Origin of the sequence: Polynucleobacter sp. AP-Sanab-80-C2 (assembly GCF_035012965.1) — a bacterium.
In the GTDB taxonomy this organism is placed as follows: Bacteria; Pseudomonadota; Gammaproteobacteria; order Burkholderiales; family Burkholderiaceae; genus Polynucleobacter.
Genome location: NZ_JAYGQS010000001.1, coordinates 101,340 through 114,771, shown reverse-complemented (window position 1 = coordinate 114,771; position 13,432 = coordinate 101,340). Strand labels below are relative to the sequence as shown.

General features: G+C 45.8%; 14 protein-coding genes. 8 read left to right on the top strand and 6 right to left on the bottom strand.

What is annotated here, in order from left to right; genetic code table 11:
* Window positions 1-7 precede the first annotated feature (7 nt).
* Genes VC178_RS00560 through VC178_RS00540 form a run of 5 tightly spaced genes read right to left on the bottom strand, consistent with a single transcriptional unit; the run spans window position 8 to window position 4,353 of the window.
* Window positions 8-433 carry a DUF1841 family protein gene (locus tag VC178_RS00560; RefSeq protein ID WP_323481576.1) on the bottom strand — a complete coding sequence of 142 codons (426 nt, stop codon included), beginning with the start codon at window positions 431-433 and terminating at the stop codon, window positions 8-10.
* On the bottom strand, window positions 426-1,082 hold the full coding sequence (nth, locus tag VC178_RS00555; RefSeq protein WP_323481575.1) for an endonuclease III: 657 nt from the start codon (window positions 1,080-1,082) through the stop codon (window positions 426-428). Before nth ends, VC178_RS00560 begins: the two co-directional genes overlap by 8 nt.
* Window positions 1,082-1,771 (bottom strand): electron transport complex subunit RsxB, encoded by a 690-nt coding sequence (rsxB, locus tag VC178_RS00550; protein ID WP_323481230.1) that lies wholly within the window; start codon window positions 1,769-1,771, stop codon window positions 1,082-1,084. The genes nth and rsxB overlap by 1 nt, the downstream gene beginning before the upstream one ends.
* Window positions 1,772-1,820: 49 nt before the next feature.
* On the bottom strand, window positions 1,821-3,113 hold the full coding sequence (locus VC178_RS00545) for a polyhydroxyalkanoate depolymerase (protein ID WP_216124402.1): 1,293 nt from the start codon (window positions 3,111-3,113) through the stop codon (window positions 1,821-1,823).
* A 31-nt stretch (window positions 3,114-3,144) separates the two neighbouring features.
* Complete coding sequence (locus VC178_RS00540) at window positions 3,145-4,353, bottom strand: amino acid aminotransferase (protein WP_323481229.1); 1,209 nt, start codon at window positions 4,351-4,353, stop codon at window positions 3,145-3,147.
* A gap of 213 nt (window positions 4,354-4,566) precedes the next feature.
* Here VC178_RS00540 and uvrB point away from each other — a divergent pair, with 213 nt between their 5' ends.
* The 8 genes from uvrB to fdx all read left to right on the top strand — a co-directional run bounded on the left by uvrB (window position 4,567) and on the right by fdx (window position 12,189).
* On the top strand, window positions 4,567-6,648 hold the full coding sequence (uvrB, locus tag VC178_RS00535) for an excinuclease ABC subunit UvrB (protein WP_323481228.1): 2,082 nt from the start codon (window positions 4,567-4,569) through the stop codon (window positions 6,646-6,648).
* Between the two features lie 136 nt (window positions 6,649-6,784).
* Window positions 6,785-7,354 (top strand): Fe-S cluster assembly transcription factor, encoded by a 570-nt coding sequence (locus VC178_RS00530; protein WP_323481227.1) that lies wholly within the window; start codon window positions 6,785-6,787, stop codon window positions 7,352-7,354.
* 49 nt (window positions 7,355-7,403) lie between these two features.
* Complete coding sequence (locus tag VC178_RS00525) at window positions 7,404-8,663, top strand: IscS subfamily cysteine desulfurase (protein WP_416350520.1); 1,260 nt, start codon at window positions 7,404-7,406, stop codon at window positions 8,661-8,663.
* Between the two features lie 38 nt (window positions 8,664-8,701).
* Window positions 8,702-9,088 carry a Fe-S cluster assembly scaffold IscU gene (gene iscU, locus VC178_RS00520; RefSeq protein WP_215319777.1) on the top strand — a complete coding sequence of 129 codons (387 nt, stop codon included), beginning with the start codon at window positions 8,702-8,704 and terminating at the stop codon, window positions 9,086-9,088.
* Between the two features lie 18 nt (window positions 9,089-9,106).
* Window positions 9,107-9,430, top strand: coding sequence for an iron-sulfur cluster assembly protein IscA (gene iscA, locus VC178_RS00515; protein ID WP_215296476.1), 324 nt, complete (start codon window positions 9,107-9,109; stop codon window positions 9,428-9,430).
* Window positions 9,408-9,935, top strand: a complete 528-nt coding sequence (gene hscB, locus VC178_RS00510; RefSeq protein WP_251372103.1) for a Fe-S protein assembly co-chaperone HscB — start codon at window positions 9,408-9,410, stop codon at window positions 9,933-9,935. The genes iscA and hscB overlap by 23 nt, the downstream gene beginning before the upstream one ends.
* Window positions 9,936-9,963: 28 nt before the next feature.
* Window positions 9,964-11,829 carry a Fe-S protein assembly chaperone HscA gene (gene hscA, locus VC178_RS00505; RefSeq protein WP_215319779.1) on the top strand — a complete coding sequence of 622 codons (1,866 nt, stop codon included), beginning with the start codon at window positions 9,964-9,966 and terminating at the stop codon, window positions 11,827-11,829.
* Between the two features lie 21 nt (window positions 11,830-11,850).
* Window positions 11,851-12,189 (top strand): ISC system 2Fe-2S type ferredoxin, encoded by a 339-nt coding sequence (gene fdx / locus VC178_RS00500; RefSeq protein ID WP_215319780.1) that lies wholly within the window; start codon window positions 11,851-11,853, stop codon window positions 12,187-12,189.
* A gap of 164 nt (window positions 12,190-12,353) precedes the next feature.
* On the opposite strand, the gene VC178_RS00495 is transcribed toward fdx, so the two are convergent.
* Window positions 12,354-13,382, bottom strand: a complete 1,029-nt coding sequence (locus tag VC178_RS00495; protein ID WP_215367232.1) for a LacI family DNA-binding transcriptional regulator — start codon at window positions 13,380-13,382, stop codon at window positions 12,354-12,356.
* Window positions 13,383-13,432 lie beyond the last annotated feature (50 nt).

The following is a 13,432-nucleotide window of genomic DNA, read 5'->3' as shown; positions in this document are numbered from 1 at the left end:
TCAATACCTAAATTAGCTTGTTCAGGGCCTCGAGATAGTTCTCGGGGTTCAGTGCTTTACCTTCTCGCTGTGCTTCCCACATAACTTGACCCAAGCATTCCATCATCAAGTGTTGAGCTTCATGTTCAGAGCCTAATTTCTTACTGAGTTTTTCAGCGATCTCTTTAATGCCAGGTGGTTGATTAATGGAGATCTGTTCGCCAATAGATAAATGCATGGATAGATGCAAGAAGGGATTGGTTTCACCCCGCTCTGGTGTGTAATCTTGCTCTAAGGCAGCTTCAGGATCGGTTAATAATGCGTGGTATTCAGGATGTTGCTCCATCCAGTTGCTTGCAAGTGTCTCCATTGGATCCAGGATGCGATTCTCAGTTTTCTTTTTCCAGGTATCACAGAAAAAGCGGCGCACTTCTTCGCGAGTTGGATTAAATATCGCCACGAACTTTTCCTTTGCCAGTTTTTTGTTTAAAGCCACAGAGTGGCTCGACGATACATTGAGCACACTCAGGATTGCGTGCTTTACAAGTGTATCTGCCATGCAGAATAAGCCAATGATGTGCGTCTAGTAGATACTCCTTGGGTACTCTTTTGAGTAATTGCTCTTCGACTTTGACGACATCTTTACCAGGCGCAAGACCGGTGCGATTGGATACGCGAAAGATATGGGTATCAACCGCAATGGTTGGTTGACCAAAAGCAGTATTCAGAATGACATTCGCTGTTTTTCGGCCAACCCCTGGAAGCGCTTCAAGATCTTCCCGAGTTTGTGGAACTTGACCACCATGCTTTTCAATCACTAATTGGCAAGTCTCTTGAATATGTCTGCCTTTGGCATTGAATAGGCCAATGTGTTGTATGTAAGGACGAACGCCTTCTTCACCAAGATCTAAAAGGGCTTGGGGCGTATTGGCAACTTTAAACAACTGCTTGGTTCCCTTATTTACCGATACGTCGGTTGCTTGAGCTGATAAGAGCACTGCAATCAACAGTTCAAAAGGAGAGCTGTACTCTAATTCGGTGGTTGGTTTGGGGTTATTGGCTTTGAGCTGTTCAAAGAAAGCACGCCGCTTATCAGGATTCATCATTTCTGTTGCTGTGCCCTGGCAATCGCCGCCGCAATGATGGCGCGTTTGCGCTCTTGCTCTTTTTCCTCTTCCGCGGTGGTAGGCTGTTCTGCATTGACCGCTACTAATTTAGCTGCCGCTTTTTTGGCTAAACGTTCATCATTCTCTTTTTGCTCACGATCAAGTCTATGTTCGCGGTCGTGATAGCGCTTGCGTGAGAGCTCAGCTAATTCAGGAGCCCAAGCATTCCAACCTGTTGTCTCAGTGACATCAACCATACTGATGCAATCAACGGGGCACGGTGGAATGCAGAGATCACAACCAGTACACCACTCAGTGAGCACCATGTGCATTTGCTTAGATGCGCCCACAATGGCATCAACTGGACAGGCCTGAATACAGAGTGTGCAACCAATACATTTTTGCGGATCAATCAATGCAATCGGTCTAGGACGTTCTTTGCCGCACTCTGGATCAATTGTGTCATTAAGATCAAAAGCATCTTGAGGGTAAATGGGTGTCAGAACTTGGCTGAGTCTTTTAATGCCTTCAACACCACCTGGTGGGCAGCGATTGGGTAGCGCTTCTCCGCTAGCTAAAGCTTCTGCATACCCTCTGCAATCTGGATAGCCACATTTTGTACATTGGGTTTGAGGAAGGAGATCCTCTAGGCGATCCGTGAGCTCGTTCGCCGGTTTTGTTTTCATTGCCTAGAAAGTTTAAAAAGTGAGGGTGTAGACCCTCACTGATATTGACTTAGTCAGAACCCTCTAGTGCAGGGGGTCTTGCCTTAGTTTTTTTATTCACCACTTGGTGCTCACGAATAAAGTTTTTGATTTTTGGATAAACCTTATTGCGCCAACGACGACCGGCAAAAATACCGTAGTGACCAGCACCAGCGACTTCATAGTGATCTTTATGTTCTTTCGGGATGCCAGCACACAAACCATGCGCAGAACGAGTCTGCCCACTTCCAGAAATATCATCTAACTCACCCTCAACTGTAAGCAGGGCCGTTTTCTGAATATCCTGCGGCTTAACCAGTTCTCCCGCAACCTTCCAAGTACCGTTTGGCAATGCGTAGTCTTGGAATACAGTTTTGATTGTGTCTAAGTAGAACTTCGCATCCAAATCCAATACTGCGTTGTATTCGTCATAGAAGCGAATATGGGATGCAGCATCCTGCTCATCACCCTTCACCAGATTCTGGAAGTAGTCCCAGTGCGATTGGAGGTGATTTTGTGGGTTCATGGCCATAAAGCCAGTGTGCTGTAAGAAGCCTGGGTAAACGCGGCGACCAGCACCCGGATAGGTTGGTGGTACTTTGTAAATCACATGACTTTCAAACCAATCAAAAGATTTTTGTTCTGCCAAGTTATTTACGGCAGTAGGTGATTTACGAGCATCAATGGGGCCACCCATCATGATCATCGAAGCAGGAGTTGTTTCACCAGCAGATGCCATCAATGAAATAGCACCTAAGGTTGGCACGGTGGGTTGACATACTGAGATCACATGTAAATCTTCGGCGCCAATAGAGCGAATAAATTCTTGAATGTAATGAACATAGTCATCGAGACTAAATTCACCTTCACTCACTGGGACATTGCGAGCATCAATCCAGTCGGTAATGTAAACCTTGTGGTCTTGCAAGAGGGTTCGTACAGTGTCACGCAATAGTGTGGCGTGATGTCCAGACATTGGAGCCACTACCAGTACTGAAGGATCTTCTTTTAGTTTGATGATGGTATCGACATCATCAGAGAAGCGCTTAAAGCGAATCAAATTACAGAATGGCTTAGAAATCTTGGTGATTTCATGGACGGCTACTTCATGACCATGCGCTATGACTGAACGAATATCAAATTCTGGTTTCTTGTAGTCTTTGCCGAGGCGATAGAGAAGTTCGTAGCTGGCAGCTAAACGCTCTGATCCTGGAACCTTTGAAGCTGGATTGGAGGCATTAATCAAAGCCTCAGAAGCAGCGCGTGCCCATGAACTCATGGGTTGAAGTAAGGCTTTTTGGAACTCGTGTAACTGATAAAGCATGGTACCCCCTGTAATTCTATGTAGCCGCTTATTATGCTTTTTGAGCTAATACGCGGGCGATTGCTTTGGCTACTTTATCAATATTTTTTGTATTGAGTGCCGCCACACAAATGCGTCCAGTAGAGAGGGCATAAATGCCATCTTCTTTCTGTAAGCGATCAACTTGCTCAGCAGTTAAGCCTGAGTAAGAAAACATACCATGCTGCTTTTCAATAAAAGCAAAATCTTGCTTCACACCAGCAGTAGCCAATTTTTCAACCAAACCATGACGCATGGCTTTAATGCGATCACGCATTTCCGCTAATTCATCTTCCCAGAGCTTGCGTAACTCAGGAGAGTTCAGAACCGCTGCTGCGATTGCAGCACCGTGTGTTGGTGGATTGGAATAGTTAGTACGGATCACGCGCTTTAATTGTGAAAGCACACGAGTAGATTCATCCTTGCTTTGGGTCACGATCGACAGGGCGCCGACACGCTCGCCGTAAAGTGAGAATGATTTAGAGAAAGAACTGGACACAAAGAAGGACATACCAGATTCAGCGAAAAGGCGAACCGCAATACCGTCTTGTTCAATCCCAGATGCAAAGCCTTGGTAAGCCATATCCAAGAATGGAATCAAACCTTTATGCTTGCAAATCTCGATCACTTGACGCCATTGCGCCTCAGTAATATCTGCTCCAGTTGGGTTATGACAGCATGCATGTAAGAGCACAGTCGTGTGTTTTGGGAATGATTCTAAGGATTTGACCATGCCGTCAAAATCAACACCACGGGTTGTGCCATCAAAGTAGGTGTACTCCAGCACTTCAAAGCCAGCGGATTCAAAAATACCGCGATGATTTTCCCAGGTTGGATTGCTGATTGCGCAAGGTGCGTTTAAATTGAGACGCTTAATAAAGTCAGCGCCAACACGTAATGCACCGGTACCCCCTAAACATTCAGCAGTCACTACGCGACCGTCTTTAATCAGAGCAGAGTCTGCGCCAAATAATAAATTTTGTACTGCGCTGTTATAGGGGTTTGGACCCTCGATTGGAATATAGCTTCGTGGTGAATGTTTCGCCACAATTGCCTCTTCCGCTTTGATCACCGCTTTTAAGAGAGGCACTTTGCCTTCATCTGTGTAGTACACGCCAACACCGAGGTTCACTTTGTCGGGGCGTTGATCCGCAACGTAGGCTTCTGTGAGGCCAAAAATAGGATCTTTAGGGGCTAATTGAACTGAGGCAAACAGGGTCATTTGGGGTCGGGTATGGTGGTTTAAGGATAGTTTTGCTATTAATTGTCTGTTTTTGAAGTCAGAACCAACTATTTCTAAATAAAAACGGCAAAATCATTGTTTGTACAAAATTCGCTGTGAAGATATCTCACAGATGAAATGATAGCCGAGATGCCCCCTAAGTCGTCCAAAATTGGATCAAAACCCGAAGTAAAAGAAGCGCCCAAAACCCCTATGGCTGATCCCTTGGGTGAGGTAGGCCACGACCTTGATCCTGCGAAGTTTGTCACCTTCCCAGCCTCCCCTTACCAGCTTTATCAGCCTTTTGCGCCTGCTGGCGACCAGCCAGCAGCGATTGATGGCTTAGTGGAGGGGATAGAGGATGGTTTAACCTTCCAGACGCTTTTGGGGGTAACGGGCTCAGGAAAGACTTTTACGATGGCCAATGTCATCGCTAGAACAGGGCGTCCAGCCATCATTTTTGCCCCCAATAAGACGCTGGCTGCCCAGCTTTACAGTGAATTTAGGGAGTTTTTTCCTAAAAATGCGGTGGAGTACTTCGTCAGTTACTACGACTACTACCAGCCTGAAGCTTATGTGCCTCAGCGCGACCTCTTTATTGAGAAAGACTCCTCTATTAACGAACACATCGAACAGATGCGTTTGTCAGCAACCAAGAGTTTGCTGGAGAGACGCGATGTCATCATCGTCGCAACGGTATCTGCCATTTACGGTATCGGTAACCCTGGTGACTATCACAGCATGGTGATGACACTACGCCCTGGTGACAAGATGAGTCAGCGTGATATTTTGATGCGACTGATTGCCATGCAGTATGACCGTAATGAAACTGATTTCAAACGCGGTGTGTTTCGTGTGCGCGGTGACACGATTGATATTTTCCCAGCCGAACATAATGAATTAGCAGTCCGCGTAGAGTTGTTTGATGACGTAGTCGAGAGTTTGCAATTCTTTGATCCACTGACTGGAAAAATACGCCAAAAGATTCCTCGCTTTACCGTCTACCCAAGTTCGCATTATGTGACACCTCGCGAAACCGTTCTCAAAGCGATTGAAACTATTAAGACAGAGTTGCGAACTCGTCTCGATGAGTTTGTAAAAGATGGTAAGTTGGTAGAGGCGCAGCGTCTAGAACAGCGCACTCGTTTTGATTTGGAGATGCTCAATGAATTGGGCTTCTGCAAGGGTATCGAGAACTACTCTCGCCACCTCTCAGGAGCCGCTCCTGGCGATGCCCCGCCTACGCTGGTGGACTATCTGCCCAATGACGCACTGATGTTTTTAGACGAGAGTCATGTCTTGATTGGTCAGTTGAATGCTATGTATAACGGGGATAAATCTCGTAAACATACTTTGGTAGAGTTTGGCTTCCGTTTGCCTTCTGCAATGGATAACCGGCCACTCAAATTTACCGAGTTTGAAACCAAAATGCGTCAAACTATTTTCGTTTCTGCAACGCCGGCTGATTATGAAAAAGAACATCAAGGTCAAGTAGTTGAACAAGTGGCAAGACCAACAGGTTTAGTTGATCCTGATATTGAGGTCTTACCAGCTAGCACTCAAGTCGATGATTTGCTCAGTCAGATTCATGAGCGCGTGAAAGTGGGTGAACGTGTTTTAGTCACCGTGCTTACCAAACGTATGGCAGAGCAGCTCACTGACTATCTTTCAGATAATGGTGTCAAGGTGCGCTATGTTCATTCTGATATTGACACTGTTGAACGCGTCGAAATTTTGCGCGATCTACGTTTAGGTGTATTCGATGTTTTAGTGGGCATTAATTTATTGCGCGAAGGTTTGGACATTCCAGAGGTTTCCTTAGTAGCAATTCTGGATGCTGATAAAGAAGGTTTCTTGCGTTCTGAGCGCTCCTTAATTCAGACGATTGGTCGTGCCGCCCGCAATGTGCGAGGCAAAGCTATTTTGTATGCCGATCGGATCACTGACTCGATGAAACGGGCCATGGGCGAGACAGAAAGACGTCGCACCAAGCAAATTGCCTTTAATAAGCTTCATGGAATCGAGCCCAAAGGGGTGCAGAAACGCATTAAGGACATCATTGACGGGGTCTATGACGTCAAAGAGAAACGCCAGGAGATGCAGGTGGAGCAAGAGCGGGCTCGCTATGAGGATATGAGCGAGAAAGATTTAGCTAATGAAATCAAGCGCTTAGAGAAGCAGATGAACGCTGAAGCCAAGAATCTCGAGTTTGAAAAGGCCGCCAGCACTCGAGATCGACTCACTAAGGTCAAAGAAATGGCTTTTGGGGCTAGGTCTAGAGACTCAATAAGCTAATTCCAGGCTTGCAATGGGGATTTTTGGGATAATTCCCGAGCAGTTTGCTGGGTCATATGGTAAAGTTGAGTGGAATGGTCGGGTATTACCCGCCTGCCCATGAGCTGTCCATAACAATCCATTACCAAGGTGACATATGAGACTTACAACTAAAGGTCGTTTTGCAGTAACCGCAATGATTGATTTAGCCCTGCGTGAAACGCATGGTCCTGTAACTTTGGCCGGAATTAGCCAAAGACAAAAGATTTCCCTTTCTTACCTCGAGCAGTTGTTTGGTAAATTGCGCCGTTTCAATATCGTGGAAAGCACACGCGGCCCTGGAGGTGGATACACCTTAGCGCGCCCATCCCATGAAGTCAGTGTTGCTGACATCATTGTGGCAGTTGATGAGCCATTGGATGCCACTCAATGTGGTGGCAAAGGCAACTGTCATACCGAAGAAGAAGGCCATGGTCGTTGTATGACTCATGATCTATGGAGCAATCTCAATTCCAAAATGGTGGAGTACTTAAGCTCAGTGAGCTTAAAAGATTTAGTTCAGCAGCAAGAAGGGCGCGGCATTGTGATTCAAGACATGCGCCAAAAGAAAATGAAAGTTGAAAGTATCAAGTCTGAAAAACCAGTTCCAGCACTTGCAGCGAAAAAAGAAGTTGTTCCCAAAGCGCCATTAGTGAATTCTGTTTTTAATTTAGCGCGGCAAAGCTAAGCGAATTAAGCGAATTTAATCAGCAGTCCTACATACCTAGAAATACCATATGAACGCACCACAAGACCTTCCTTTGCAACCGGTTCCGATGTTTAGTCCTAAGCACTTTCCGGTGTACATGGACTATTCAGCCACAACACCGATTGATCCTCGTGTGGTTGACAAGATGTTGCCGTATTTGCGTGAGCAATTCGGTAATGCGGCTTCCCGCAGTCATGCCTATGGCTGGGCTGCAGAAGAAGCAGTGGAGTGGGCGCGTTCAGAAGTAGCTCAATTAGTTCATGCTGATCCAAGAGAGATCGTTTTTACTAGCGGCGCTACTGAAAGTATTAACCTAGCTCTCAAGGGTGCTACCCATTTTTATAAAGAGCGCGGTAATCACATCATCACTGTGAAGACCGAGCACAAGGCAACTCTAGACACCTGTCGCGAACTCGAGCGCGAAGGTTTTGAAGTGACTTACTTAGATGTTTTGCCCAACGGCTTGATTGATTTTGCGCAGTTAGAAACTGCCATGAAGCCGGGTACGATTTTGACATCAGTAATGTATGTCAATAATGAAATCGGTGTAGTGCAAGATATTCCTCGCATTGGCGATTTGTGCCGTGCACGCGGTGTGATTTTCCATGTGGATGCTGCACAAGCGACTGGCAAAGTAGCAATTGACTTAGAGAAGACCAAAGTTGATTTGATGAGTTTTTCTGCTCATAAGACTTATGGACCTAAGGGTATCGGCGCTTTGTTTGTGCGTCGCAAGCCCCGTATTCGTATTGAAGCTCAGATTCATGGCGGTGGTCATGAGCGCGGTATGCGTTCTGGCACATTAGCCGTTCATCAAATCGTCGGTATGGGTGAGGCGTTCCGCATTGCTCGTATTGAGATGGCCGAAGAAAATAAGCGTATCCGTGGGTTGCGTGACCGCCTATTGACTGGCTTGAAAGATATTGAAGAAGTCTATGTCAACGGTGATATGGACGATCGTGTTCCTCATAACCTCAATATTAGTTTTAACTATGTTGAAGGTGAGTCGATGTTGATGGCGCTTAAAGATTTGGCTATCTCATCTGGCTCTGCGTGTACTTCTGCATCCTTAGAGCCCTCGTATGTATTGCGTGCATTGGGTCGTAACGATGAGTTGGCGCACAGCTCGATTCGTTTTACCTTAGGTCGTTTTACGACTCAAGAAGAGGTAGATTTCACCATTAAGTTAGTGAAAGAAAAGATTGCGAAGTTGCGTGAGCTCTCCCCATTATGGGAAATGTATAAAGACGGAATCGACTTGAGCACGATTCAATGGGCTGCACACTAAAAGCAATATCTAGATAAAGAAATTAAAGAGGAAATACCATGGCATATAGTGAAAAGGTCATCGACCATTATGAAAACCCCCGTAACGTTGGCTCCTTTGAGAAGGGCGACGATAGCGTAGGTACTGGTATGGTTGGCGCGCCTGCTTGCGGCGACGTGATGAAGCTGCAGATTCGCGTGAACGATCAAGGCGTGATCGAAGATGCCAAGTTCAAGACTTATGGCTGCGGCTCTGCGATTGCTTCATCTTCATTAGTAACCGAGTGGGTTAAGGGCAAGACCTTGGATCAAGCTTTAGAGATTAAGAACTCATTAATTGCTGAAGAGTTGGCATTACCACCGGTGAAAATTCACTGCTCTATCTTGGCTGAAGATGCTATTAAGGCTGCAGTTACTGACTACAAAGAAAAGCATCCAGCTAAATAAACGGAATTAGAAAAAGATATGGCAATCACCCTGACTGAAAAAGCTGCAAAGCACGTTAACCGCAATCTTGAGAAGCGCGGCAAAGGTTGCGGCCTACGTTTGGGCGTTCGCACTACGGGTTGCTCCGGCTTAGCTTATCAGCTGGAATATGTCGATGAGCCTGCCACTGAAGATCAGGTGTTTGAATCCAATGGCGTGAAAGTATTTGTTGATCCAAAGAGCTTGGCTTATTTGGATGGTACTGAATTGGATTTCGTACGTGAGGGTTTGAACGAGGGATTTAAGTTTCAAAATCCAAACGTAAAAGATGAGTGTGGTTGTGGCGAATCCTTCCGCGTCTGACGATTACTTCCACTTCTTTGGTTTACATCAGCAGTTCAAGATCGATTTGCCTGCTCTAGATCAGGCTTATTTAGCAATCCAGAAGGAAGTTCATCCTGATCGCCATGCTCGCGGGAGTGAGACCGAGCAGCGACTGGCAATGCAAATGGCTACATTTGCTAATACCGCCCTTCAGACACTAAAACACCCTATTCAACGTGGTTTGTATTTGTGCCAGCTGCATGGTGTTGATGCCAAACTAGAAACCAATACTGCGATGCCAGCCGCTTTCTTGATGAAGCAAATGGAATGGCGCGAGCTTCTAGATGAACAAGCAGAAGATTTGCCCGCTCTTGAAGCCTTGATGGCTGAAGTAGAGCAATCCAAGGCAGATATTCTTGCTGAAATCACTCAAGCCATCGATGGCGCAAAAAATTATCAGCGTGCCGCAGAACTTTTACGTGGCTTGTTATTCATTGATAAGTTTGCGCTTGAACTTGATGACACTATTGCAGCTTTGATCTAGACCATACGTAAACGACTCTCTATTTCTTATGGCCTTATTACAAATCTCTGAACCTGGTAAATCGCTTGCACCTCATCAGCGCCGCATTGCTGTCGGCATTGATTTAGGCACTACGAATTCTTTAGTCGCTATTGTGAAAGATGCGTTGCCTAAAGTACTTCCGGATGAACAAGGGCGCGAGTTGCTTCCTTCGGTAGTTCGTTATCTGCCAAATGGCCGTACCCAAGCAGGATTTGAGGCGCTTGAGAGTGTGGTGATCGATCCAAAGAACACGATTGTTTCGGTAAAGCGTTTCATGGGTCGTGGCTTACATGATGTAGAGCATATTGAAAGCACTCCCTATGATTTTGTGGATCAGCCAGGCATGCTCAAGCTCAGAACCGTTGCTGGTGATAAAAGCCCTATTGAAGTCTCTGCAGAAATCCTCGCGCGTTTACGTCAATTGGCTGAAGACTCCGTAAACGATGACATTGTGGGAGCTGTGATCACCGTACCCGCCTATTTTGATGATGCCCAGCGTCAAGCTACGAAAGATGCAGCGAAGTTAGCGGGCATTGAAGTGTTGCGTTTACTTAATGAACCAACTGCCGCTGCGATTGCTTACGGATTAGACAATGCCTCTGAAGGCACCTATGCAGTCTATGACTTGGGTGGCGGTACTTTTGATATTTCTATTTTGCGCATGAGTAGGGGTGTATTTGAAGTACTCTCTACCGGTGGTGACTCTGCATTGGGTGGTGATGACTTTGATCATCGTTTGTATTGCTGGGTGATTGAGCAATCTAAATTACCCCCTTTATCGATTCATGATCACCGTACCTTGCTTCAAGCCTGTAAGCATGCCAAAGAGTCGCTGAGCCATAACCCTCTGGCGCGTGTGCATGAGACTCTCTCAGACGGAACGGTCGTCAATGTGGGTGTTAGTCAGGCACAGCTCTTTGAGATTACTCAAAACTTGGTGGCTAAGACTTTGACATCATGTAAAAAAGCGCTGCGTGATGCCGGCTTAAAGGCTGAGGATGTTAAAGGTGTAGTGATGGTAGGTGGTTCAACCCGCATGCCCAATGTGCAGCGCGCGGTTGGTGAGTTGTTTGGCACAAAGCCATTAAACAATTTAAATCCTGACCAAGTCGTAGCGCTGGGTGCAGCGATGCAAGCGGATTTATTAGCAGGCAATCAGAGTAAAGATGATGAGTGGCTTTTATTAGATGTCATACCGCTCTCTCTCGGTATTGAAACGATGGGTGGCCTGGTGGAGAAAATTATTCCTCGCAATACACCCATTCCAGTGGCAAGAGCACAGGATTTTACGACCTTCAAAGATGGTCAAACTGCCTTAGCTATCCAAGTCGTACAGGGCGAACGTGAATTGGTGCAAGACTGCCGCTCTCTTGGTCGTTTTGAGTTACGCGGTATTCCACCCATGGCTGCAGGTGCAGCCCGCATTCGGGTGACATTTCAGGTGGATGCTGATGGCCTATTGTCTGTGAGCGCCACTGAGCAAGGCTCTGGCGTTCAAGCGTCGATAGATATTAAACCTTCTTATGGCCTAACCGATGCAGAAATTACCCGCATGCTGCAAGATGGATTTGCCTCAGCCCAAGAAGATTTGCTTTCTAGATCTTTGCGTGAAGAACAGGTGAATGCGCAGCGTTTATTAGATGCCGTACAAACTGCGCTAGCTAGTGATCGAGATCTTCTTAATGCAGTAGAGCAAAAGGCGATTGATCAAGAGATGGCGGCGCTACAAAAGATTTTGAATGAAGAGACTGATAGTGCCATTGTGCGCAAAGCAGTGGATCATGCGGCCAAAGCGACTGATGAATTTGCCCAGATGCGTATGAACGCGAGTATTCAGAAAGCCTTATCCGGCAAAAATGTTGCCGAGATCTAAATTAAAAAAGTAGAAATCATCATGACCCAAATCGTTGTTCTTCCCCATAGTGAGTATTGCCCAGATGGCGCAGTGGTTGAAGTTTCCCCTGGCACCTCGATTTGTGAGGCCCTGCTTGAAAATGACATTCCGATTGAGCATGCCTGTGACATGGTCTGTGCTTGCACGACTTGCCACGTGATTGTGAAAGAGGGATTGAATAGCCTCAACCCTCCAGATGAGAATGAGGAAGATATGCTAGATCGCGCTTGGGGTCTTAACTCCCAGTCCCGTTTATCTTGCCAAGCCATTGTTGCCAGAGAAGACTTGGTGATTGAAATACCTAAATATTCAATCAACCACGCCAAAGAGAACCATTAACGGCACTAAGTTAGTGCATTGGGCTCAGTATTAAAGCATTAGACCCAAAAGGCTGTCGCAGATAGGACTAATATGAAGTTGTTCATTCTGTAGTTTGTTTTACGTAGTACCTCCATAGATTTCTTTTAAGCCATCCTTCGGGGTGGCTTTTTCTTTTTTCGCTTTTAGCGCTTGGGCGGCACTGAGCTCGATTCGCGAATAACTAAATTGACGCTGGCTTTAATTTTTCGAGGCAGATTGTCTACTCCATTAATCTGGGAGATTAGATGATTCGCTGCCTGTGCCCACATACCAATTGCATCAATATGAATCGTACTCAGACTTGGCGTGAGATGCTGAGAAATTTCTAGATCATCAAATCCAATAATGGATAGATCATTTGGAATTCGAAGCCCTTGCTTTTGTGCTTCAAGTAATGCTCCTAACGCTAATACGTCTTGACCGCAAATGATCGCAGTAATTTTAGGATTATTGAGGAGTAATTTTTTCATTCCGAGACGTGCTTCATGTAGACCATAAGCACATTCAACAATCACGTCGCTTTTAACCTGAATTTTTTTCTCAGCTAAAAGCTCTAGAACCCCGTCTACACGGTCTCTAGCACGATCGTTATGCGTTGTAATTCCTGCCAGTATTCCAAAGTGTTTATGCCCAAGAGAGAGTAGATGCTGAACTCCAGGCTTGATTGCCTCTCGGTTATCAAAGCCTGAGGCATAGCCGTTATAAGGTGCTGATAATGATCCCACGTGTATGTATGGAATATTACGGGTTTTCAGTAGCTTTAGCGCTTCTCGCTGTTGGCTAACGCCAAATAGCGCAATACCTTCAACGCCTCTAGTGAGTAAATTGGTTATTTGGTTTGCTTCAATCTCAGGATCGTAGTTACTACTCGCTACCAAAAGTTGGCGTCCAGATTCATTCAGTTGACGTTGAAATTCTGCAAGGCCTTGTGCAAAGATTGCATTATCAAGAGTCGGGACAATAGCGCCAATTGTTCCAGAGCGTTTGAGCATTAGTGCGCGAGCTCCTGCATTGGGTATGTACCCTAATTTTTTTATAACACTACTAATTTTTTCTTTGAGTTCAGAGCTAACTGCATCTGGATTATTTAGGGCCCTAGAAACGGTGGCAGTAGAGACTTTTGCTGCGGATGCAACATGGTCAATCGTGATTGATCCTACCGTTTTTTTCATTTGGGCCTTAGGGAAAGTCCTAGTCAATTTGAGTTTGCACCGCTCATTTT